General features: G+C 54.1%; 19 protein-coding genes. 12 read left to right on the top strand and 7 right to left on the bottom strand.

The genetic code is table 11. The features are described 5' to 3' along the window. Together mutY and ACQY8X_RS12380 are read right to left on the bottom strand one after the other, a co-directional pair. The coding region (mutY, locus tag ACQY8X_RS12385) for an A/G-specific adenine glycosylase (RefSeq protein WP_428035453.1) at positions 1 to 1056 on the bottom strand (1056 nt) is incomplete at its 3' end. A gap of 4 nt (positions 1057 to 1060) precedes the next feature. Next, positions 1061 to 3229 (bottom strand): AsmA family protein, encoded by a 2169-nt coding sequence (locus tag ACQY8X_RS12380; RefSeq protein WP_428035452.1) that lies wholly within the window; start codon positions 3227 to 3229, stop codon positions 1061 to 1063. A gap of 279 nt (positions 3230 to 3508) precedes the next feature. Here ACQY8X_RS12380 and hisB point away from each other — a divergent pair, with 279 nt between their 5' ends. The 3 genes from hisB (at position 3509) to hisF (ending at position 5598) form a co-directional block, all read left to right on the top strand. Continuing rightward, positions 3509 to 4102 (top strand): imidazoleglycerol-phosphate dehydratase HisB, encoded by a 594-nt coding sequence (gene hisB / locus ACQY8X_RS12375; RefSeq protein ID WP_428035451.1) that lies wholly within the window; start codon positions 3509 to 3511, stop codon positions 4100 to 4102. Next, entirely contained in the window at positions 4103 to 4750 is a 648-nt protein-coding gene (hisH, locus tag ACQY8X_RS12370) for an imidazole glycerol phosphate synthase subunit HisH (protein WP_428035450.1), read from the top strand. It begins immediately after the preceding gene. A 74-nt stretch (positions 4751 to 4824) separates the two neighbouring features. Next, positions 4825 to 5598 (top strand): imidazole glycerol phosphate synthase subunit HisF, encoded by a 774-nt coding sequence (hisF, locus tag ACQY8X_RS12365; protein ID WP_428035449.1) that lies wholly within the window; start codon positions 4825 to 4827, stop codon positions 5596 to 5598. An 83-nt stretch (positions 5599 to 5681) separates the two neighbouring features. On the opposite strand, the gene ACQY8X_RS12360 is transcribed toward hisF, so the two are convergent. Next, complete coding sequence (locus ACQY8X_RS12360) at positions 5682 to 6662, bottom strand: DMT family transporter (protein ID WP_428035448.1); 981 nt, start codon at positions 6660 to 6662, stop codon at positions 5682 to 5684. Positions 6663 to 6776: 114 nt separating this feature from the next. Here ACQY8X_RS12360 and ACQY8X_RS12355 point away from each other — a divergent pair, with 114 nt between their 5' ends. Then, positions 6777 to 7721, top strand: a complete 945-nt coding sequence (locus tag ACQY8X_RS12355; protein ID WP_428035447.1) for a LysR family transcriptional regulator — start codon at positions 6777 to 6779, stop codon at positions 7719 to 7721. Positions 7722 to 7762: 41 nt separating this feature from the next. Here ACQY8X_RS12355 and ACQY8X_RS12350 read toward each other — a convergent pair whose 3' ends face one another. The 3 genes from ACQY8X_RS12350 to elbB form a co-directional block, all read right to left on the bottom strand. Next, a complete protein-coding gene (locus tag ACQY8X_RS12350) occupies positions 7763 to 8983 on the bottom strand; it encodes a diguanylate cyclase (protein WP_428035446.1) in 1221 nt (406 codons plus the stop codon). Between the two features lie 173 nt (positions 8984 to 9156). Then, positions 9157 to 10902 (bottom strand): putative bifunctional diguanylate cyclase/phosphodiesterase, encoded by a 1746-nt coding sequence (locus ACQY8X_RS12345; RefSeq protein ID WP_428035445.1) that lies wholly within the window; start codon positions 10900 to 10902, stop codon positions 9157 to 9159. A gap of 112 nt (positions 10903 to 11014) precedes the next feature. Continuing rightward, complete coding sequence (gene elbB, locus ACQY8X_RS12340; protein ID WP_428035444.1) at positions 11015 to 11665, bottom strand: isoprenoid biosynthesis glyoxalase ElbB; 651 nt, start codon at positions 11663 to 11665, stop codon at positions 11015 to 11017. Between the two features lie 211 nt (positions 11666 to 11876). On the opposite strand from elbB, the gene hemB reads away from it, so the two are divergent. The 6 genes from hemB (at position 11877) to ACQY8X_RS12310 (ending at position 18594) form a co-directional block, all read left to right on the top strand. Next, entirely contained in the window at positions 11877 to 12887 is a 1011-nt protein-coding gene (gene hemB, locus ACQY8X_RS12335) for a porphobilinogen synthase (RefSeq protein WP_428035443.1), read from the top strand. A gap of 54 nt (positions 12888 to 12941) precedes the next feature. Then, positions 12942 to 15179, top strand: coding sequence for a polyphosphate kinase 1 (ppk1, locus tag ACQY8X_RS12330; protein WP_428035442.1), 2238 nt, complete (start codon positions 12942 to 12944; stop codon positions 15177 to 15179). Between the two features lie 299 nt (positions 15180 to 15478). Beyond that, positions 15479 to 16252: an ABC transporter ATP-binding protein gene (locus tag ACQY8X_RS12325; protein ID WP_428035441.1), complete on the top strand. Its 774-nt coding sequence runs from the start codon at positions 15479 to 15481 to the stop codon at positions 16250 to 16252. A gap of 74 nt (positions 16253 to 16326) precedes the next feature. Beyond that, on the top strand, positions 16327 to 17085 hold the full coding sequence (locus tag ACQY8X_RS12320; protein WP_428035440.1) for an ABC transporter substrate-binding protein: 759 nt from the start codon (positions 16327 to 16329) through the stop codon (positions 17083 to 17085). Positions 17086 to 17152: 67 nt separating this feature from the next. Continuing rightward, positions 17153 to 17845 (top strand): ABC transporter permease, encoded by a 693-nt coding sequence (locus ACQY8X_RS12315; protein WP_428035439.1) that lies wholly within the window; start codon positions 17153 to 17155, stop codon positions 17843 to 17845. Then, the gene (locus tag ACQY8X_RS12310; protein WP_428035438.1) at positions 17842 to 18594 is read left to right on the top strand and encodes an ABC transporter permease; all 753 of its coding nucleotides are present in this window, start codon (positions 17842 to 17844) and stop codon (positions 18592 to 18594) included. The genes ACQY8X_RS12315 and ACQY8X_RS12310 overlap by 4 nt, the downstream gene beginning before the upstream one ends. Here ACQY8X_RS12310 and ACQY8X_RS12305 read toward each other — a convergent pair whose 3' ends face one another. Continuing rightward, complete coding sequence (locus ACQY8X_RS12305; RefSeq protein WP_428035454.1) at positions 18595 to 19449, bottom strand: SDR family oxidoreductase; 855 nt, start codon at positions 19447 to 19449, stop codon at positions 18595 to 18597. It abuts the gene before it with no gap. Positions 19450 to 19511: 62 nt separating this feature from the next. Here ACQY8X_RS12305 and ACQY8X_RS12300 point away from each other — a divergent pair, with 62 nt between their 5' ends. Together ACQY8X_RS12300 and recG are read left to right on the top strand one after the other, a co-directional pair. After that, positions 19512 to 20420 carry a hydrogen peroxide-inducible genes activator gene (locus tag ACQY8X_RS12300; RefSeq protein ID WP_299202840.1) on the top strand — a complete coding sequence of 303 codons (909 nt, stop codon included), beginning with the start codon at positions 19512 to 19514 and terminating at the stop codon, positions 20418 to 20420. 1 nt (position 20421) lies between these two features. Continuing rightward, positions 20422 to 22503, top strand: a complete 2082-nt coding sequence (gene recG, locus ACQY8X_RS12295; RefSeq protein ID WP_428035437.1) for an ATP-dependent DNA helicase RecG — start codon at positions 20422 to 20424, stop codon at positions 22501 to 22503. Positions 22504 to 22521: the final 18 nt, after the last annotated feature.

Here is a 22521-nt window from a genome sequence, read left to right as displayed (position 1 = left end):
CAGCAGCTTCTTCACCGGGGCGGCCAGACCGATCTTCTGTGGCTGGCGTAAGTTATACCAGAGAGTGGCGGGCTGTTCCATGACACGGTTTGTAAGGTCTTTGCGGGGTTCGCTCTCCAGACCGGCTTCACGCAGGGCGATTTTCACCGGGGTGATGTCCAGATGGAAATGACTGAACGTGTGTCTGATCGGCTCCAGTGGTGTGGCGCTGTCAGCATCGACTGGCAGGCCGGTTTCCTGTTCGGCATCACGCAGGTCGGAGGTTTCCGGCAGGCTCCACAGACCGCCCCAGATGCCGCTTGGGGGACGCTGACGCAGCAGTATCTGCCCCTCGTTATCTTCAATCAACAGCATCAGGGTCTGTTTTACCGGGATAACTTTTTTCGGTCGGGGTTCCGGTAACTGGTTTTCGCGGCCCTGCTGGTGTGCCTGACAGCCGGATTGTAACGGGCAGAGCAGGCAGGCGGGTTTGCTGCGGGTACAGAGGGTGGCCCCCATATCCATCATTGCCTGAGTGTAATCGGCAACCCGTTGTGTCGGGGTGTTCTGCTCGGCGTAGTGCCACAGTTGTCTGATGTTCTCGGTGGTGCCGGGCCAGCCATCGATGGCATAGTAACGGGCCAGCACCCGTTTCACATTACCATCGAGAATTGCCGCCCGCTTGCCGGTGGAGATCGACAGAATTGCGCCAGCCGTGGAGCGGCCGATGCCGGGCAGTTGCTCCAGCTCGGCAACGGTTTCGGGGAACTGGCCGCCGAAATCCTGACTGATGATTTTAGCGGTTTTATGCAGATTGCGGGCGCGGGCGTAATAGCCCAGCCCGGTCCACAGATGCAGTACCTCGTCCTGATCGGCGGCAGCAAGTTCATCAACGGTGGGAAACTGATCCCGGAAGCGTTCGAAATAGGGGATCACCGTAGTTACCTGAGTCTGCTGCAACATGATCTCAGAGAGCCAGGTGAAGTAGGCTGTTTTCTCTGCCTGCCAGGGCAGGTCATGACGGCCGTGCTGATCAAACCAGACCAGCACAGCATTAGCGAATTGTTCAGGTGTCATCAACTTATTTACCGAACAGCCCTTTCAGCAGTTTTTTCGCATCTTCGGTTTTGCTGCCTTCGCCGCCACCGAGTTTATCCATCAGCTTGCCTTCCAGCTGTTTTTTCGCTTTCTGCTTCAGCAGCTCTTTGAGCACGCTGGCATCCGGGCGACACAGTTTAGCGGGTTCGGTATCGAAGCTGCCTTTACAGTTAACCGGCCACTCAACCCCTTCCAGGTTGTTATTCACAGCACAGGTTTTCTTGAACAGGTTCTCTTCGATGGTCAGGCCGAGACGGTAGTCCAGATTCTGCGCGGGCAGGCTGACATTGCCTTTACCGCGCAGGGTGATCGCATCCAGCTTGGTAATCAGGTCGTTGTTGCTGATCACGCCGTTGGTGAATTTGAAGTTGCTGCTGAGGTCGGCGAACGGTGTGGAGCGGTCAACCTGATCAGCATTAACCCCCAGAGCGGCGACGTTGTTGAAGCCCTGACAGATAGTCTGGGCGATATCGATCCCTTTGACGGTACCATCGGGCATGGTGACATTGGCGTTACCGTTAAGGCTGTTAACGATGGCGTAGACCGATTCACCCTGTGCGGTCATATCGGTTTTAGTGTTGAACGTGCCGGTAAGGCGATCAACATCGGCCATATCTTGCAGCAGGTCGCCGATCTGTATCCCTTTAACATTTTTCTTAATAGTAAATTTAGTTGGCGATCTGCGTGCATCGATGACCACCGAGTTGCGCAGTGTACCGCTGTACATATCGGCGTTGATCTTACTCATATTGACCAGGCCACCATGGGCGCTGGTGGCCAGCTCCAGGTTGGACAGGGTCAGTTTGTTAATCAACAGCTTTTTCAGCCCCAGATCGACATCCATATTAAGACTTTTCAGCAGTTCAACCGGCACTACAGGTTCTTTCGAATAGCCTGCGGATTTCTCACCACTACCGGAAGAGGCCTGTGCTGGCTGTTCTTTGGCCGGTGGCAGGTAGCGGTCAGCGTTAAGCTCATCACCCTTCAGATTGAAGGCGATAGCACCGGAGGCCAGGTTCATGGCGAAGTTGCCGTTGAAGCTGGTGTCATCCAGTTTCAGGCTCATCTTGTTCAGTCCCAGGGTGTTGGCTGCACCGCCCAGTTCTGCGTTGAAGCTGATCGCTTTCAGAACATCGGGATCGGTGGTTTCGATAGCGGGCTGTCCCAGCGCTGCCAGCAACTCCTGTAAACTGAACTGAGCGACTTTCAGGTTGCCAGTGATAACCGGTTTGCTGAAACTGGTGACGGTGATATCACCGCTTGCTGCCAGGTTGGCGGCGTTCAGGCTCATATTCTTTAATGATGCGGTTTCTTTGTTCAGATCGCTTTCAATATCGCTGTTGAGTTTAACGTTGACGGTTTTACCATTGAATGGCGCACCGCTCAGGCCGAGGGTGCTTTCCAGTCCTTTGATCTGGTATTGCTGATTTGCCAGGTCGAGGAAGAACTCTGCTTTGAGGGCTGCATCCACGGTCATCTGTTTCTGCTCAGCCTGGTACTGTTCTGCCTGAAAGCTAAGCTCTGCGGGGAAAAATGCACCGGTGGTGACTTTGCCGGAGGTCATGGTGAAGTTCTTCAGTAACACTTTGCTACCGGCGGCATCATCGCGGTAACTGATATTACCGTTGGTGATGGCGATGCTTTCAATATCCAGGGCGATGTCTGCGCCACCGCTGGTTTCAGCTGGTGTGGCGCTATCTGTTGGCGTAGTGGCCTGTGAATTTGTGTCTGATTCAACCGTGCCGGAGGCGTTCTGGCCGGCTCCGGTGACCGCCCAGTTGGTGCTGCCATCTTTGTTTTTTTCCAGATTCAGCGTCAGACCGTCCAGCAGGATGCTGCTCATCTTTATTTTGCTGGAGAGCAGTGCCGCCAGATCAACCGATACCTGAGCCTGATTCAGCTCAGCCAGTTGCGGCTTACCGGGATAGTTGACTTTAATCTGATTAATTTCGATACCGAGCCAGGGAAAGACCGACCAGCCAAGATCACCGTTAATCTCCAGCTCTACGCCGCCTTTCTCCAACGCCAGCTTTTTGATCTCCGGTTTATATTCATTAGGGTCAAAGAACATCCCCAGCAGTATTCCGCCTGCAACGACGATTATCAGCAGCAGGGCAACCAGGCCACCAAAAATCTTTAATAGCGTTTTCATGTCTTCTCCTTGGACCGTGAGTCGGTAAAACAGCTGTAGGTACAGATCGCGTTACACTGTATCTGTAAGCTAATAACAGCATAGTAGCAGAACGATTTTACACACCCTAGATTAACCGTAAATGAAATCAGTCAGTTGGAATCAGTTTTTCACGGGGTTAATCCCGCGCGGTGCTACGCATTGGCATGCTATTGGTTGTATAATGGCAGCCTTATTTTGTGAATGTTTTTACGACGTATTTGTCAAAAACAGCTCTGTTAACTGATCGCGGAGAAGATCATGGCTGAACGGAAAGCCACCGTCACCCGTAATACCCTGGAAACCCAGATTACCGTTGCTGTGAATCTGGATGGCAGCGGTAAGCTCAATGCTGATACCGGCGTGCCTTTTCTTGAACACATGCTGGATCAGATCGCCCGTCATGGCCTGATCGACATGGATATCGTGGCGAAAGGGGATAACCATATTGATGATCACCACACGGTGGAAGATATCGGTATTACCCTGGGGCAGGCGTTCGCACAGGCGGTGGGTGACAGAAAAGGTATTCTGCGCTTCGGCCACGCATACTGCCCGCTGGATGAAGCTTTGTCCCGCGTGGTGATCGACTTTTCCGGTCGCCCGGGTCTGGATATGAACGTTGAGTTTACCCGTGCCACTATCGGTCGCTTTGATACTCAGCTGTTCTGGGAGTTTTTCCAGGGGTTTGTCAATCATGCGGGTGTCACCCTGCATATCGATAACCTGAAGGGCTTTAATGCGCACCACCAGGCGGAGACGATCTTTAAAGCGTTTGGCCGGGCGTTACGCGGTGCGCTGACTATCGATCAGCGCGCGGCTGATCAGATGCCATCCACCAAAGGGACGCTATAAATGAGCAGTGTCGCCGTTATTGATTATGGCATGGGCAACCTGCACTCCGTTGCTAAGGCGCTGGAGCATGTGATGCCCGGTGTGGAGGTGCGGGTGACCGCTGACCCGGAGAAAGTGCGTAGCGCTGATCGGGTATTGCTGCCCGGTGTTGGCGCGATTCGCGATTGTATGGCGGAGATTCGTCGTCTGGGTGTGGATAAAGAGGTGGCGGAAGCGATCGCCTCCGGTAAGCCCTTTCTGGGCATCTGTGTGGGTTATCAGGCATTGATGCAGCGTTCTGAAGAGAATGGTGGTGTTGACTGTCTGGGTCATTTTGAGGGAACGGTGCGTTTCTTTGGCGATGACCTGAAAGAGAGCGATGGTGAGCGTCTTAAAGTGCCGCACATGGGCTGGAACGAAGTGCATCAGACATTCGACCACCCGTTGTGGCATGGGATTGACGATGGCAGCCGCTTCTACTTTGTCCACAGCTACTATGTCGATGCGGTGGATAAGCCACTGGTGGCGGCGAACTGTCACTACGGTGTTGATATCGATGTGGCGATTGCCCGGGATAATGTTTTCGCTACTCAGTTTCACCCGGAAAAAAGCCATACGGTGGGGCTGCAGTTGCTGAAAAACTTCCTTAACTGGGATGGCAAGCCCTGATCAGGGCAGGAGTGCCGGACTCTCTGTCAGGGCGTCCGGTCTGATGTTTATATGAGTTCTTATAGGTAAAAACCATGGCACTGGCAAAACGTATTATCCCCTGTCTGGATGTAGAAAACGGCCGCGTTGTGAAAGGGGTGCAGTTTGTTGACATCCGCGATGCCGGTGATCCGGTGGAAGTGGCGAAACGCTATGATGAGCAGGGTGCCGATGAGATCACATTCCTCGATATCACGGCAACCCATGAGGGCCGTGATACCATGGTGCATACCGTTGAACGGATGGCATCACAGGTGTTTATCCCGCTGACGGTGGGTGGCGGTATTCGCACCTGTGAGGATATCCGGACGATGCTCAATGCCGGTGCTGACAAGGTGTCGATTAACAGTGCGGCGGTGTTTAACCCGGATTTTGTACGTGAAGCCGCGGAGCGGTTTGGTTCGCAGTGCATCGTGGTGGCGATTGATGCGAAGAAAGTGTCACAGCCGGGCGAAACGGACCGCTGGGAGATCTTTACCCACGGTGGTCGTAAGCCAACCGGTATCGATGCGGTTGAGTGGGCGAAGAAGATGGTGAAGTTGGGGGCCGGTGAGATTCTGCTGACTTCGATGGATCAGGATGGCGTGAAAAACGGCTATGATCTGGGCGTCACCCGGGCGATCAGCGAAGCGGTTAATGTGCCGGTTATTGCCTCTGGCGGCGTGGGTAATCTTGATCATCTGGTGGCCGGCTGTCTCGAAGGTAAGGCGGATGCGGTGCTGGCCGCCTCGATCTTCCACTTCAATGAATACAGCATTCCGGAAGCCAAACAGTATATGCGGGAGCGGGGCATCGAAGTCCGGTTATAAGCCACTTTTTTCTTCGTAATAACCAAAAAACCGCGATCAGAGACCGGTCGAGGTTTTTTGTTTTCTATGGGCAGCGGGTTGCTTTACAGGGCTGATGGTTGCTTCAGACCTGCCTGATAACGCCGCATCAGGGCAGGGCTGATCAGTTGCACGGTTATCGCCGCCAGCACCACCAGGGCCATGCCTGACAGGCTTAGCTGATCGGCTTCGGCAGAGAATATGACCCCGCTGAAGAGGCTATAAGTGACACAGACCTCCGTCAGAATAAAGGTGATGATCGGTGCCATGGCAACACAGGCGCTCACCTGCACGGTCTGCCAGTAGCGCATCGCCTGGGCGAACGATCCATAAGCGACCAGTGTATTAACACAGCAGAACAGCGTGACCCAACGGTCCTGAGTGTTTAGCTGCAGCAGAGATGCCGGCTGGGCGAAGGGCAGCATAACGACCAAGGCATAAAGAAAGATGCTGAGCAGGATGTTGGAGGCTGACAACACTTTAAAGAGCGATTTCTGAATCAGCGCGTATGCGGTCCAGCCCAGTGCTGACACCTGAATAAGAAGAAAACCGGTGCCGGTCAGTCCGGTACTGTTCTCAATCGCGGGATGAAAAAACAACAGCATCCCGGTAGCCATCAGGGCAAAGCAGAGCCAGTGTTGCCAGAACACCCGCTCCTTCAGAAACAACCAGCCCCCCAGGGTGAGAAACAGTGGCGCTAACTGAAAACTGAGCTGTGCAGCACCGGGGTGCAGATAGCTCAACCCCCAGACCATAAAGGTGTAGTTAACAATCAGCATTGTTGCGGCAATTATCAGCCTGATGATGTCGACTCTTCCCAGCTTGCGAAACTCAGAGAGTTTGCCGCGTTTAGCCTGCCAGATGATCATCACCACACCAGCAAAAGTAAATCGCAACCAGGTAAAGGTGACCGGATCGATAAACCCGGTTGAAAGCTTCAGGGCGATGGGCAGCATGCCCCAGAACATCAGGGTGATACTGCAGAAAAACAGGCCATATAAAAATTGGCGACGATCCAGAGTCATGTCCGTGCTCGCAAGTGTCAATAACCAGAGCCTGAAGCATGGCGTTTATTCTATACTGTTTCCAATGCATAATAGTTCAGAGTTTTATGCATAATTCGGGTAATGCTGGGCGATGACCAGAGGGTGGTGGATCAGGTGAGCAGTTTTATGTTGTCAGGCCAGTTTCAGCAACTGGATATTAAAAGCCTTACCGGGCTGCTCTATCTGCTTGAGGAGCGCAATGTCGGGCGTGCGGCAGACCGGCTGTTTATCAGTCAGTCGGCGATGAGCCGGGTATTGATCCGTTTGCGAGAAGCCTTTGACGACCCTCTGTTTGTGCGCACCGCCCGGGGGATGATTCCTACTGCTAAGGCGCTCGCGCTGGAAGGGCCGGTACGGCAGATGCTGGAGCAGATGGCCAGTCTGATGGCGGCACCGCAGTTTGTGCCATACCAGAGCGACCGCACTTTCCGTTTGCAAACCACCCACTATCAGGCCCAGGCCTATGGTCCCAGCATTGCTGAGTGTTTTTATCGGGAAGCACCGAATGCCTCGCTGGATACTTCTACGGTGACGGAAACCAGCTTGCTGGATGAGTCTGATCAGATCTGTGACGTGGCGTTGTGCAGCAGCTTTATTCAGGTGCCCAATCACTTTGAACGACAACTGCTGGGGCGGGAAAAGTATGTCCTGATTATGGCCCGGGATCATCCTCTGGCGGCACAGGAAGAGGTGAGTCTTGCGGAGTATCTGTCATTTTCCCACGTGCTGGTGAGTCTGGGTGGTGGGGCAAAACTACCGGGCAATGACCCGTTGGGAAAACTGGCACGGGAGAAGCGCTTTGCATTACGAACCCCCTATTTTATGGCTGCTCTGGAAGCGGTTGGCCGGACGCAGTTATTGTTCAGTTCCAGTGGATTACTGGCGACGCAGTATGCTGAACGCTTTGGGCTGACGATAAAAGCACTGCCTTTTGAATCAAAAGATACGGACTATTATCTGGTCTGGCCGAAAGTCGTCGATCAGGACCCCGGCAGTATCTGGTTGCGGGATCTGTGTTGTCGGGTGGTGAAAGAGCTGATCCCTTTTCCTGCCGGTTAATTCAGGTATTAAGCGGCAGGAGAGGTAAGCCGAGTGGAGCTTCAGCTGGCTGTTTCGACATCTGATGTGGTGTTAGTACTGATGGCGGTGGCGCTTTCAGGCCAGAGGATTTGTACCTCGTTGATGCCCATGCTTCTCGCCCGCCCGCCGGTTTTGGCGGTGTACATACGATGGTCAGCGAGTTCGATCATCGCTTTCCAGTCTTTTACGCTGTCAGCCTGAACCTCTGCCACGCCGATGCTGGCGGTGACCGGTGTGCCATCCGGGCGCAAGCCCAGCCCGGCTTTCATAATCCGGCTGATCACATCGTTGGCTTCGTCTGGTGTGGCGGTTGGCAGGATCACAATAAACTCTTCACCTCCCCAGCGGATGACGCTGTCCCCTTTACGCACTGTTGCGCAGAGCTGTTGTGCCGCAGTTTTCAGCACCACATCGCCCGCATCATGGCCATAGACATCGTTCACTGTTTTGAAATGATCCAGATCGAGATAGAGAATTGAGAGGTTGGTCTCACTCATGGTAGTCAGGCGAAACTGCAGATCAAGCATCTCGATCCCTGCTCTGCGGGTCAGCAGGCCGGTGAGCACATCATAACTGGCCCGGTTCACCTGGGAGAGCATATAGCGCAGCTGATTCAGGGAGGAGAACATGGCTACGCCGAGAATCAGGGTGAACAACCAGACAGTTGACACTGCCTGAGGGATGTCATCTCTTGCCTGCGGGATGGTTGCCAGCACAACCACTGCCAGCATCGGTGAGGCGTAGGCCAGTAGCTCTCTCAGTGTTAGTGGAAACAGGGTCAGACCGGCAATCATGACAAAGGGAAGCAGGGCATAGAGTTCAGCCACGACCTGTTCGGTACCACTCAGCTCATAGGACTGTAACCAGTGATCGGAAACCAGGTAGAACAGGGGGGTCACCGACAACATCCCTGCCAGCAGCAGTCGTGCCCGCAACAGGTTCGCTTCTTTGCGTGCCTGCCAGGCTAGCAGAATAAATGCTGCGCCGGACAGAATGCGGATCAGGAGCAGCTCGCCCCAGAGCTTTCCAGGCAGGAACAGCAGGTCAATCAGCGACCAGGTTGGCACCAGTACAGCAAAAATAGCGCAGAAGAAAAACACCCGGCTCTGCATGATCATCGCACGATGTCGGGATATTGGCAGGCTGTGCTGTTTGTTGCTGAATAGCTCATAGAGCTGGTCAAGCGTATAGATGCCGAGTGATTCACTTAGTGAGATATACATAGCGGTTAAGTACTTCATCCTTTGACGTCCGGTATTGATCAGCGATCAGGTTGTACAATACTCGTTTGTAGCGCCCGTCATAACCTCTTCTTTGAGCAATGTGTCTCCGAGGTGATACAGGTCAAGAGTCTACTATAAAGCATCCACAGAACGGGTAATCTTCTCCTCAGTTGCGTGGTTCAGCAGCTGTTTTACACCGGTATTTTGCTGCTGCGGGGTCTGAATTTGAGGGGCTTGCGGGACTCTCGGAGGGCTTGCCGCTCAAGCTTGTCTTTGAGCTGCTCAATGTCGAGGGGTTCTGAATAGAGATAGCCCTGAGCAAAGTCGCAGCCAAGACGGATCATCGAATGTTGTTGCTCCAGCAGCTCAATCCCTTCTGAAACGGTGAGCAGATTCATGGTATCTGCCAGGGCAATAATCGCTTCGATTACCGGTTTTGAATTGTCAAAATCACGGATAAAACTACGGTCAATTTTGACCCCGTCGATGGGTAGCCGGGCAAGATAACTGAGGGATGAATAACCGGTGCCGAAGTCGTCGATCCAGATGCTATACCCGGCCTGCTTCCATTGTTGTAACAGCGGCAGGGTGCTGTCGATATCGGTCATCAGGCTGGTTTCGGTAATCTCCAGGCAGATGCGGTGATCGGGCGCTTCAACCTTCAGCAGGGCGGCGTTAACTTGTCGCGCCAGTTCAGGTTTATTAAGAATGGCAGAGGAGATGTTGATCGATAATCTGATGGCATCTTTCTGCCGGGGTAAGCGCTGGATATCAGCGGCGACGGTTTCGATAAGCCAGACAGTGAGTGCGCCGATCTGATCCGACTCTTCGATAATCGGGATAAAGGTTTCAGGCCCCAGTCTGCCCCGTTTAGGGTGGTGCCAGCGAAGCAGCGCCTCAGCCCCGACCACGCGGTTTTTCTGCAGATGGACGATTGGCTGATATTCCAGATAGAGCTGGTTTTCAGTGATGGCTGTACTGATCCCTTGCTGAATCGTCACCCGTTCTTCCACCTGCCGGTGCATCGCTGGTAAGAAGTAGCGGGCGCAGTTACGTCCGGCTCGCTTGGCTTCAGACATAGCGATATCGGCGTGTTTTAACATCCGCTCAGCGCTGTTGGCGTCATCCGGGAACAGGGTAATGCCGATGCTGCAGGAGAGGTTAAAATAGCGGTCATTAATTTTAAACGGCTGTTGCACCGTCGTGATAATGCGCTTACTTAGCTGCTCTGCCTCATCAATCTGGCGGACATCGGGCAGCATGATAACAAACTGGTCGCCACCGGGGCGTGATACCAACAACTCTTCAGGAAAGGGTAACTGGCTGTTTTGGGTTTGCTGTGTGACCGCGCTCAGAAGTCGCTGGGCGATATCTTTGAGAATCTGGTCACCATAGGCGTGGCTGGAACAGTCATTGATCTGCTTGAAATGATCCAGATCGATATACAGCAGCGCGATGCGACTTTCCTGCTTGCGTGCCCACAGAATCAGTTTGCTGAGTTCCTGATGCAACCCCCGGCGGTTGGACAACCCGGTCAGGGAATCGCGGTAGGCCATCAGTTCCAGCCGGGCATGGCTGTCACTGAGATTTTCCTGCATCAGCTGCAACGCTTTACCCAATGCGCCAAACTCACCGTCAGCATCGGTGTCAAAGCGGACGGCGTTGCCATCGATATTGAAGTTGCGGGTTTTTTCGGTGAGCTGATGCAGCGGCCTGAGCAGTTTTGCCGCGAGCACGCGGGAGAGCATCAGTGTCGGCAGCAATAAAGCAATAAAAGCGGCGACGACTATCGCAACTGATGTGGGGGTGATGGTGAGACGCGGGCTGATATCAGTGTTGCTGATCAGGGCGAAGCCAATCAGCAATAGAATTGCGCTCAGTAATGCCGATAGCAGGGTAATGATAAGGCCGATGCGAAAAGGCAGCGAGCGAGCCATCAGTTCAACCGTTGCGCTGCAGAGGGATTGAAATAACAGGCAAACATCACTGATGGCATAGAACTACTCACTATCATATTGCTTTAATTATTGACCCCAATCATAACAGCGATCAGGAAAGTTGCAGCACCTTATCAACTAATTTATTAATTCCGACAGCGGCTTCACTGATGCTACCCGCCAACATATAAGCCGGAGTTGTTACAATTTTACGGGTCTCGTCAATAATAATGTTGCTGCAATCGCACTCCTGATGCTGACCGCCCATGGTTTCAATCGCGGTGGCGATCTCTTTGTCATTGCCGATGGTGCAGAGCGCGTCACCAAACAGCAGTGGCGTCATGGCTGGCGCGATGCAGATCAGCCCCACCGGTTTACCTGCGGCGTGAATCGCCTGGGCGAAGGATATCAGCTCGGGGGTGACCACGGCGGCGGCCCCGGCAACGGCAAAGTTACTGAGATTTTTGGCGGCACCAAAACCGCCGGGGATAATCAGTGCGTCGTAGTCTGCCGGGTTGGCTTGCGCCAGATCGATAATCTCGCCACGGGCCAGACGAGCCGCTTCGGTAAGCACATTGCGCCGCTGATCGGCCATGACCTCACCGCTGCGGTGATTGATCACATGCATCTGATCTATGTTGGGGGCCATACACTGATAGCAGGCGCCGCCCTGTTCAATCGCTAACAGCGTCAGTACGGATTCATAGATTTCCGCGCCGTCGTAAACGCCACAACCGGATAAAACCACTGCAACTTTTTTCATAAACTGTACTCCCTTAAAGGTGAACCCGGGAATAAGACAACTGATTCCCGATAATTACTGCAGAGACTGTCGGTGGAGACGGCCTGTTTGCAGCATAAAAAATATTCTGCCACCAAGTATAATGCTTTATCTATAGTCGCCACCAAGCGGCTTCTGTCATAATAACGTAACTGTTTTCCGGTCAAATAGCCGCTTCTGGAGGAAGATTTCCGTGTCATTTACTAATAGCCAGCGTTTTTTCCCTGAAACCCGTATGCGTCGTATGCGGGCTGATGATTTTTCCCGTCGTCTGATGCGTGAAAACGTGTTGACGCCGGACGATCTGATCTACCCGGTGTTTGTGATTGAGGGGGAGAACCAGCGTGAAGCTGTGCCGTCGATGCCCGGTGTCGAACGGATGAGTATCGACCTGCTGGTGAAAGAAGCCCGTGAGCTGGTGTCGCTTGGCGTACCTGCCATCGCGCTGTTTCCGGTGACGCCGCTGAGTGTTAAAACTGAGTTGGCAGAAGAGGCTTATAACCCGGATGGTCTGGCGCAGCGTGCGGTTAAAGCGCTCAAAGATGCCTGCCCGGAACTGGGGGTGATTACCGACGTGGCGCTGGACCCGTTCACCACCCATGGTCAGGATGGCATTATTGATAGCAATGGTTATGTTTTAAATGATCGCACCGTTGATACACTGGTGCGTCAGGCGCTCTCCCATGCCGAGGCGGGTGCAGATATCGTTGCACCCAGCGATATGATGGATGGTCGTATCGGTTCTATCCGTGAAGAGTTGGAGATGAATGGCCGTGTGAACACCCGCATTATGGCCTATTCTGCAAAGTATGCGAGTGCTTACTATGGCCCGTTCCGTGATGCTGTAGGTTCAGCCGGAAATCTGGGCAAAGGCAATAAATTTAATTATCAGATGGACCCAGCCAACAGTGATGAAGCCCTGCATGAGGTGGCACTGGATCTGGCAGAGGGCGCTGATATGGTAATGGTTAAGCCGGGCATGCCTTATCTGGATATTGTTCGTCGGGTTAAGACTGAGTTGAAAGTGCCAACGTTTGTCTATCAGGTCAGCGGTGAGTATGCGATGCACATGGCGGCATTCCAGAACGGCTGGCTGGATGAACGCAGTGTGATGATGGAGTCGCTCACCTGTATTAAACGGGCGGGGTGTGATGGCATTCTGACCTATTTTGCCAAACGGGCTGCGCAGCTGCTGAATGAGTGACATTGAGTTGCTGCAGGGATGATCAAAATAAAATAGTGGTTGAAAGGTGCAGTAATGACAGAGCAGATTAAAGAGCAGGTAAGTGAGACGGCGCCGCATCCGGCCTCCAGGCAGACCATTGAGAAGGCGACTGAGCAGTTAGTTCAGACGGTTAACGAACAGCGGGACCCCTCCAATGAGGCGTCTATCGCGCTGGTGGAAAGCCGCGAAGCGATTGCGGTCACGGAACCCGTTGAAGAGCTGCCACTGGATCTGAAAGCCCCTGAGCTGTACATCAACCGCGAGCTGAGTCATCTGCAGTTTAATATCCGGGTGCTGGAACAGGCACTGGACGAGAGTCATCCGCTGATGGAACGGCTGATGTTTCTGCTGATTTTTTCCAGCAACCTGGATGAGTTCTTTGAGATTCGTGTTGCCGAGCTGATGGCTCAGCTGAAGTATGGGCGTGAGTCAGTTGGCCCGGATGCTCTGCATCCGCAGGCGGTAATGAATCGTATTGGCGAGATCTGCAATGCCCAGGTGGAGCGCCAGTATAAGATTCTTAATGAGACTATTTTCCCTCAGCTGGAAAATGAAAATATTCACTTTCAGCGCCGTCGTGACTGGACCGATGAGCAGAAGGAGTGGATCCGGATCTTTTTTGAAGAGAAGGTTCAGCCGGTGGTCAGTCCTATCGGACTTGACCCGTCCCACCCGTTTCCCCGTCTGGTTAACAAGAGTCTTAACTTTATTGTTGAGCTGGATGGTAAGGATGCGTTTGGCCGGGAGAGCGGCCTGGCGATTATCCCTGCACCCCGCTCTCTGCCGCGTCTGATCCGTCTGCCAGACAATCTCTGTAATGGCGGCGATAACCTGATCTTCCTCTCCTCTATCATCCACGAGTTTGCTGATGAGCTGTTCCCGGGGATGAAGGTTGAGGGCTGTTATCAGTTCCGCATCACCCGTAATGCCGACCTTACCTTCGACTCGGAAGAGGTTGAAGACCTTGCCCGCACCCTGCGGGGTGAACTGCATTCCCGTAAGTATGGTGCTGCCGTGCGTCTGGAGGTGGATCAGCGCACCCCTGAGAACCTCATCCGTTTTCTGTTGCGCGAGTTCAGCCTGGATGAGGCGCACACCTATCGTGTTGATGGCCCGGTTAACCTGACCCGGATGATGGCGCTGCGTGATCTGGTTGACTGTAAGCAGCTCTGTTGGAAACCGTTCACACCGGGTATGTCGGGGCGTTATAAGCAGAAAAATATCTTTGATGTGCTGCGGCAGAAAGATGAGCTGCTGCACCATCCGTTCCAGTCATTCTCTCCGGTGGTCGACCTGCTGCGTCAGGCGGCTAAAGACCCTAAAGTACTGGCGATCAAACAGACGCTGTACCGAACCGGCGTTAACTCTGACATCGTTGATGCGCTGGTGGATGCTGCCCGCAATGGTAAAGAGGTGACCGTTGTTATCGAGCTGCGCGCCCGGTTTGATGAAGAGTCAAACCTGCAACTGGCGGGGCGTCTGCAGGAAGCCGGTGCGCTGGTGGTTTATGGTGTGGTTGACTTTAAAACCCACGCAAAAATGATGCTGATTGTGCGTCGGGAAGAGGGCAAACTGGTGCGCTATGCGCATCTGGGAACCGGTAACTATCATTCGGGTACTGCGCGTTTGTATACCGACTACAGCTACATGACCAGCGATGCGGATGTGGGTGAGGATGTGCATAAGATCTTCCAGCAGCTCACCGGTATGGGCAAAATTTTGCGGCTGAAAAAGCTGCATAATGCGCCGTTCACCCTGCATGCACGCATGATTGAGATGATCGAGCGGGAAGCAAAACATGGTAAAAATGGTCATATCATCGTCAAAATTAATGGTCTGACCGAGCCTCAGCTGATCCGGGCGCTGTATCAGGCATCGCAGAAAGGGGTGAAGATTGAGCTGATTGTTCGCGGTATGTGTCGCCTGCGTCCCGGTATTGAGGGGATCTCCGAAAATATCTCGGTCCGCTCCATTATTGGCCGCTTCCTTGAACATACCCGGGTGTATTACTTTGGTAATAAAGGTAAGCCCGATGTGCTCTGTTCCAGTGCTGACTGGATGGAGCGTAATATGTTAAACCGGGTGGAAACCGGATTTCCGCTGACCGGAAAACTGGCAGAGCGGATTAAAGCGGATCTGGACCTCTACCTGGCCGATAATAGCCGCAGCTGGATGTTGCATTCGGATGGCAGTTACACGCTGAATAAGCCCGCCGAAGGTGAAGATCTTGTCAGCGCGCAGGAAGCTCTGCTGAGCCAGTTTGGCAGCTGATTATTGCCGCTAAAGCGGCGTTGTTTATCGCTATCAATGTGGCCCTGCGGGGCCATTTTCTATTTTTCCCCGGTCGTTTTTATCGCCGCTAGTCCGGCCGCACTTCTATTTTTGTTTGCTTCCGCGCCGGTTTTGTGGAGAATTGTCTGATTCTATTATGTTTCTGATAGGAAACATTTGTGGTAGCGGCAGAGGATCCTGCTTTACTCTCTCTTCGCCTCTGAAGAGGAAGTGATTGCTATCCTTCACGTTATTACCCGCTACCCGCGGCACAATACATACCAGATGGAAGCCTGATCATGGCGAATGCCCCAACAGCCCTGGTGCTGAACGATATTCATAAGTCCTACGGCGATCTTGCGGTCCTGAAAGGCGTTTCGCTGACCGCCTATGATGGTGATGTTATCTCTATTCTGGGGTCCAGTGGCTCTGGTAAAAGTACCCTGTTGCGGTGCATTAATCTGCTTGAACACCCCAGCCGTGGTGAGATCAAGGTCGGTGATGAATGCCTCGATCTGAAGCCCGGTAAGGATGGCAACCTGATAGCCGCCAACCGCAAACAGCTGGAACAGATGCGCGCCCGCATCGGTTTTGTGTTTCAGAATTTTAATCTCTGGCCCCACAAAACGATTCTGGAAAATATTATCGAAGCGCCGACTCAGGTGCTGAAACAACCCAAAGCGGAAGCGATTGCCCGGGCCGAACAGCTGCTGGAGAAGGTTGGCCTGGCGGATAAGCGTAATGCATACCCGGATAATCTTTCTGGTGGGCAGAAACAGCGCGTCGCCATTGCCCGGACGCTGGCAATGGACCCGCAGGTATTGTTGTTTGATGAGCCGACCTCAGCACTGGATCCTGAACTGGTGAACGAAGTGCTGGCGGTGATGAAGGAGCTGGCCGAAGAGGGACGTACCATGCTGATCGTTACCCATGAGATGCGCTTTGCCAAAGATGTCTCCAGCCAGGTGATTTTTCTGCATCAGGGGCAGATCGAAGAGATGGGCCCGCCTGATCAGGTGTTTAATCATCCGAAATCCAGGCGAGTGCAGGAGTTTATGGCCAGCCATAGCTGAACTATTGAATGATAAACCGTTTTAAAAACCGTACGTTGTTAATGAATCGATGAAACATTGAAAGGGAAAAGATGATGAATATACGTAAATTGTTTGCCACAGCCGCCCTTGTTGCTACGGGACTGGTGGCCGCTCAGATGGCCACTGCCGGTGATAAGATTCGAATTGCCACTGAAGGGGCCTACGCGCCGTTCAATATGGTGGACTCCAATGGCGAGCTGATCGGTTTTGATGTTGATATCGCTAAAGCGCTGTGCGCGCAGATGCAGGCGGATTGCGAAATTGTTGCGCAGGACTGGGATGGTATTATTCCGGGTCTGCGGGCGCGTAAATATGATGCCATTATTGCATCGATGTCGATCACCGAGGAGCGTATGCGGGTGGTCGATTTTTCTGAGAAGTATTATTCCAATGTGCTGGCCTTCGTAACGCCGGAAGGCAGCACGATTGAAACCACCAAAGAGGGTCTGAAAGGCAAAACCGTTGGTGCGCAGCGGGCGACGATTGCCGGTCAGTATCTGGAAGATAATCTGGGCGATGTGGTTGAGGTAAAACTCTATGACACCCAGGATAACGCTTATCTGGATCTGGCGTCAGGTCGTCTGGATGCACTGCTGTCAGACAAGTTTCCGGCTTATGACTGGTTACGCTCTGATGATGGCAAAGGGTTTGCGTTTAACGGTGTCGATATTGATATCAACGATGAGATCGGCATAGCGGTACGCAAGGGCGATGCGCTGAAAGACAAATTCAGTGCTGCTATTAAAGCGATTGTTGCCGATGGCACTTACGCGAAGATCAACGAGAAGTATTTCCCGTTCTCAATCTATTAATGGTGTGCTGCGACGCGCGCTGCTAACCGAGGCCGGCAATGACCGGCCCGTTTTTTAGGCGAATTTCATGGATCTGCAAGGCTTTGGCCATCTCCTGATATCCGGTACCTGGATGACTATCCAGCTGGCGTTATGCAGTCTGCTGATGGGTCTGGTGTTTGGCCTGATAGGGGCAGCGGCAAAGCTGTCAAAAAATCCTCTCGCCCGCTGGCTGGCAACCGGTTATACCACGCTGGTGAGAGGGTTGCCTGAGCTATTGCTGGTGCTGACCATCTATTTTGGCGGCTCCCAGCTGCTGATGTGGATCGCGGGCTGGTTTGGTTACACCGACTATATCGAGATCGGTCCTTTTGTTGCGGGTGTCGCCGCCCTGTCGATCGCCTTTGGCGCCTATGCCACCGAAGTGTTTCGCATGGCGTTGCTGGAAATTCCCAAAGGGCAGTGGGAGTCCGGGCTGGCCTGTGGCATGAGTACCCTGCGCACCTTTTTCCGCATCATCCTGCCGCAGGTCTGGCGTCTGGCGATTCCGGGGCTGGGGAATCTGTTTCAGGTGCTGCTGAAAGATACTGCACTGGTTTCCGTAGTGGGACTGAACGATATCATGCGGCAGTCGCAGGTAGCGATCAGCAGCACAAAAGAACCCTTTACCTTCTTCATGGTAGCGGCCTGTATCTATCTGTTGCTGACCGCTGCGACCACCGGTTTTACCATGTTTATGGAACGGATTGCTAACCCTGCGGCCCGGGGGAATCGCGCATGACCTGGGAGTGGGGTGTTATTTGGCAGTATTTCCCCCGGTTGCTGGAGGGAGCCTGGCTGACCATGGAGCTGGTGCTGGTCTCGGGTCTGATCGGTATAGCGCTGGCGATACCGTTGGCACTGATGCGGGCGTCCAGCCAAACCTGGGTAAAGGCGCTGCCGTTTGCCTATATCTACTTTTTCCGTGGTACGCCACTGCTGGTGCAGATCTTCCTGGTGTATTACGGCGCGTCTCAGTTTGAAGCGGTGCGTGAGTCGTTTCTCTGGCCAATACTGAAGCAACCTTATTGGTGCGCGATTATCGCCTTCAGTCTGAATACGGCGGCCTACAGTGCCGAACTGTTTCGCAGTGCGATTCAGGCGATCCCCTCCGGTGAGATTGAAGCCGCTGAAGCGATGGGGATGAGTAAGTCTGTACAGATTCGTCGCATCATTATGCCGAGAGCCTTTGGTATCGCCCTGCCTGCGTATGGCAACGAGGTGATTCTGATGCTTAAGGGGAGTGCCCTGGCCAGCACAATAACCCTGTTAGATCTGACCGGTATGGCGCGCACGATTATCGCCCGCACCTACACCCCGCTGGAGATGTTTCTGGCTGCGGGGGTTGTTTATCTGGCGATCAGCGCGCTGATCATCGCCCTGTTCCGCTTTATGGAATACCGCTTTAACCGTTATCAGTACTACCATCACCGTAACACTCCGAACGATCTGGACCCGCAGTTGCGGGACCCTCATATTGATCAGAAGTGATCAGCGCAGAAATGCTCTGATCAGTTCAGCGTATCCTGCCTGGTAATCAGGATATTGGAACTGATAGCCGCTCTGTTTCAGCCGGGTATTATCACAGCGTTTACTGCCGATGGTTCGTCGTGCTGAACGCTCCGTGATCTCAACCCCAAGCTGTGCCGCCAGCCAGTCACCCACTTCGTGCAACGGCGTCGGTTGATCATCGCTGGCCAGGTATACCGATTCCAGTGTCTGCTCTTTAGATCGTTGATAAAGGTGCATCAGGACTGCAACGCAATCATCCCGGTGAATCCGGTTGCTGTAGCGGGGAGGCTCTGTGGGGTAACCGGTGCCGCGACTGATCTGGCTGAGCATATAGTTGCGCCCGGGGCCGTAAATCCCGCTGAAACGTACTACCGTGGCCGGAATACCGCTTTGCTGGGCGATCTGTTCAGCTTCCAGCATGATCCTGCCGGAGAAGTTATCCGGTTCGGTGGGGCTGTTCTCATCCACCCACTCATCATTCTGCTGATGGTAAACTGCGGTACTGGAGACAAAAAACAGCTGCCGGGGGTGGATGCCCTGTTGCTGCAATGCCTGTAACAGATTGTGTAGCCCACCAGGATAGGCCTGGCGGTAGATCGATTCCTCCCGTGAGCCCGCTGCAACCACATAGAAAACAGTGTCCAACTGTTGCGGTAGATCTCTAAGCGTGTCAGTCTGACTCAGATCAGCGGCAATCCCTTGGATAGCAGGGGGCAGCTGGTTTATATTACGTCGAAGGCCAAATACCTGGTGCCCTGCGGCGGCCAGGTTCAGTCCCAGCTGGCTGCCGACATCACCACAACCGGCGATTAGAATCTGATCCCTGTTTAACATATGCTTCACAGTACTTTTCCTGTTTCAGGTTGAGTCAGTATCATAACAAAGGAAAGCCTCGTATGACTCTTACTGAGTTACGTTACATCGTTACCCTGGCCCAGGAACAACATTTTGGCCGTGCTGCTGAGCGCTGTTTTGTCAGTCAGCCGACGCTGAGTATCGCGGTTAAAAAGCTGGAAGATGAGCTGGGGACAGCGCTGTTTGAACGCAGTAAACATGCCGTTCGGGTGACACCGGTAGGGCAGAAAGTGGTACGTCAGGCGCAGACCGTGCTGGAGCAGGCCGAGTCGATTAAAGATCTTGCCCAGGAGGGTAAAGATCAGCTGGCAAGTCCGCTGCGGGTAGGCGCTATCTACACTATCGGCCCCTATCTGTTTCCACAGCTGGTGCCCGAGTTACAGAAGCGGGCACCGAAGATGCCGCTCTATATCGAAGAGAATTTTACCGAAAACCTGCGCCCCAAAATTCGCAATGGCGAGCTGGATGCGATTATTGTCGCGCTGCCGTTTGATGAGCCGGATATCCTCACCCGGCCGCTCTATGATGAACCGTTCATGATGCTGTTGCCGAAAGATCACCCGCTGGCAGGCAAAGAGCAGATCGATAGTCAGACCCTGCATGAACAGGATCTGTTACTGCTGGGTGAGGGCCACTGTTTTCGTGATCAGGTGCTGGAAGCCTGTCCGGCGATCTCCGGCCATTCATCCGACAGACACACCATTACTGAAGGCAGCTCACTGGAAACCATCCGCATGATGGTCGCGTCGGGACTGGGTGCCAGCGTGATTCCGAAATCAGCCACCGGAGGTTATTACCAGTCAGATATGGTAGTCACCAAGCCCTTTAAAGCGCCTGCGCCGGTGCGGTCTGTCGGTTTAGCCTGGCGTGCCAGTTTCCCCCGCCCCCAGGCGATTGATCTGCTGATAGAGGCGCTTAACAGCTGTCCGGTAGCGGATAACAAACACTGATATGAACGGACCTGCCCTGGCGCAACTGCCGGTCACCGAACTCAAAGGGGTTGGGGCTGCGCTGCAGCTAAAGCTGGGAAAACTGGAGATCTACACCCTGCAGGATCTGCTGTTTCACCTGCCGCTGCGCTATCAGGATCGCACCCGCATTATGCCGATTGGCGGCTTGCGCCCCGGTGATGAGGGCGTTATTGAGGGCGAGGTGAAAGGTGCGGATATCGCCATGGGGCGACGCCGCAGTCTTGTCTGTCGTCTACAGGATGGCACCGGTACGATCACCCTGCGCTTTTTTCATTTCTCCGCGGCGCAGAAAAACAACCTCAAACCGGGCACCCGCATCCGTTGCTTTGGCGAAGTACGCACCGGTGCCAGTGGTCTGGAGATCTACCATCCCGAATATCGCCGGGTGGATGACACGGTCATCACTCCGGTTGAAGAGTCACTAACGCCGATCTATCCCACTACGGATGGGCTCAATCAGGCCCGCCTGCGAACGTTGACCGATGGTGCGCTGGCGTATCTGGAAAATGGTTCACTAACGGAGCTGATTCCGGAAAACCTGCGGCAGCAGTGGCGCTTGCCGCCGTTGAATGATGCGGTGCATTATCTCCATCGACCGCCGGTGGATGCCAATCAGGAGCAGCTGCTCGATGGCTACCACCCGGCCCAACGGCGACTGGCATTTGAAGAGCTGCTGGCGCACCATCTGTCGCTGCTGAAGCTGCGGCAGCGCGCCCGCCAGTCAGGCGCCCCGCAACTGGCAACCACCACCCACTATCGGGAGCAGTTTCTGCAGCAGTTGCCGTTTCCATTGACCGGGGCGCAGCAGCGGGTCAGCCAGGAGATCGCAACAGACCTGTGCCAGCCCTTTCCTATGCTGCGGCTGGTGCAGGGTGATGTTGGCTCCGGAAAAACAGTGGTCGCGGCCCTGGCTGCGCTGCAAGCGGTTGAAGGGGGCTTCCAGGCGGCGGTGATGGCGCCGACCGAGATTCTCGCAGAACAGCATTTTATTAATTTCAGCAACTGGCTGGAGCCGTTAGGGCTGCAAGTCGCCTGGCTGGCGGGCAAGCTGAAAGGTAAGAAACGACAGGCCCAGCTTGATGTGATCGGAGATGGTTCTGCGCAGGTGGTGGTGGGCACCCATGCGCTGTTTCAGGATGGGGTCAACTTTGCCAATCTTGGGCTGGTGGTGGTTGATGAACAGCACCGCTTCGGGGTGCATCAGCGGCTGGCGTTGCGAGAGAAGGGCCGCACCGATCACCGTGCGCCGCATCAGTTGATAATGACCGCGACACCGATCCCCCGCACTCTGACAATGAGTGCCTATGCGGATCTGGATTGCTCGATTATTGATGAGCTGCCTCCGGGGCGTACACCCGTCAATACGGTAGTGATTTCCGATCAGCGCCGTCCCGAAGTGGTGCAACGGGTGCGCGATGCCTGTGGCCAGGGGCGGCAGGTCTACTGGGTCTGTACTCTGATCGAGGAATCGGAAGCGCTGCAATGTCAGGCTGCCGAGGTGACCGCAGAAGAGCTGCGCGAAGCGCTGCCAGAGCTGCGTATCGGGTTGATCCATGGGCGCATGAAAGCGGCGGAGAAGGCTGACATTATGGCCCGCTATAAAGCCGCTGAGCTGGATCTGCTGGTGGCCACCACCGTGATTGAGGTGGGGGTCGACGTGCCCAATGCGTCGGTGATGATTATCGAAAACCCGGAACGCCTGGGGCTGGCCCAGCTGCATCAGTTACGCGGCCGGGTTGGCCGGGGATCGGTCGAGAGTTTCTGCCTGTTGATGTATCATGCACCGCTGTCGCAGCAGGGCCGTGAGCGGTTGGCGGTGATGCGTGAAACCACCGATGGTTTTCGGATTGCCGAAAAAGATCTGGAACTGCGTGGTCCGGGTGAGGTGCTGGGCACCCGGCAGACCGGGATGATGTCGTTTAAAGTCGCCGACCTGCAGCGGGATGCGGATCTGCTGACCCGGGTGAAACAGATTGCCAGTCAGATCGCCACCGACCCGCAGCTGAGTGATGCCATTATTCAGCGCTGGCTGGGCCGGGATGAGCAGTACGCCAGCGTTTAACCTTTAATTATCGAGTAT

It is taken from the genome of Amphritea sp., assembly GCF_050300915.1.
In the GTDB taxonomy this organism is placed as follows: domain Bacteria; phylum Pseudomonadota; class Gammaproteobacteria; order Pseudomonadales; family Balneatricaceae; genus Amphritea.
Note: the sequence above shows the minus strand (reverse complement) of the source record. Positions and strands in the feature narration are given on the sequence as shown.

What these genes read in the sequence shown, in the direction of transcription:
- ACQY8X_RS12380 (WP_428035452.1), bottom strand. Translation starts at nt 3,229, where the DNA reads ATGAAAACGCTATTAAAGATTTTTGGTGGCCTGGTTGCCCTGCTGCTG.
- elbB (WP_428035444.1), bottom strand. Translation starts at nt 11,665, where the DNA reads ATGAAAAAAGTTGCAGTGGTTTTATCCGGTTGTGGCGTTTACGACGGC.
- ACQY8X_RS12320 (WP_428035440.1), top strand. Translation starts at nt 16,327, where the DNA reads ATGAATATACGTAAATTGTTTGCCACAGCCGCCCTTGTTGCTACGGGA.
- recG (WP_428035437.1), top strand. Translation starts at nt 20,422, where the DNA reads ATGAACGGACCTGCCCTGGCGCAACTGCCGGTCACCGAACTCAAAGGG.
- ACQY8X_RS12315 (WP_428035439.1), top strand. Translation starts at nt 17,153, where the DNA reads ATGGATCTGCAAGGCTTTGGCCATCTCCTGATATCCGGTACCTGGATG.
- hisB (WP_428035451.1), top strand. Translation starts at nt 3,509, where the DNA reads ATGGCTGAACGGAAAGCCACCGTCACCCGTAATACCCTGGAAACCCAG.
- ACQY8X_RS12345 (WP_428035445.1), bottom strand. Translation starts at nt 10,902, where the DNA reads ATGGCTCGCTCGCTGCCTTTTCGCATCGGCCTTATCATTACCCTGCTA.
- hisF (WP_428035449.1), top strand. Translation starts at nt 4,825, where the DNA reads ATGGCACTGGCAAAACGTATTATCCCCTGTCTGGATGTAGAAAACGGC.
- ppk1 (WP_428035442.1), top strand. Translation starts at nt 12,942, where the DNA reads ATGACAGAGCAGATTAAAGAGCAGGTAAGTGAGACGGCGCCGCATCCG.
- ACQY8X_RS12300 (WP_299202840.1), top strand. Translation starts at nt 19,512, where the DNA reads ATGACTCTTACTGAGTTACGTTACATCGTTACCCTGGCCCAGGAACAA.
- ACQY8X_RS12310 (WP_428035438.1), top strand. Translation starts at nt 17,842, where the DNA reads ATGACCTGGGAGTGGGGTGTTATTTGGCAGTATTTCCCCCGGTTGCTG.
- hisH (WP_428035450.1), top strand. Translation starts at nt 4,103, where the DNA reads ATGAGCAGTGTCGCCGTTATTGATTATGGCATGGGCAACCTGCACTCC.
- ACQY8X_RS12325 (WP_428035441.1), top strand. Translation starts at nt 15,479, where the DNA reads ATGGCGAATGCCCCAACAGCCCTGGTGCTGAACGATATTCATAAGTCC.
- ACQY8X_RS12350 (WP_428035446.1), bottom strand. Translation starts at nt 8,983, where the DNA reads ATGAAGTACTTAACCGCTATGTATATCTCACTAAGTGAATCACTCGGC.
- ACQY8X_RS12305 (WP_428035454.1), bottom strand. Translation starts at nt 19,449, where the DNA reads ATGTTAAACAGGGATCAGATTCTAATCGCCGGTTGTGGTGATGTCGGC.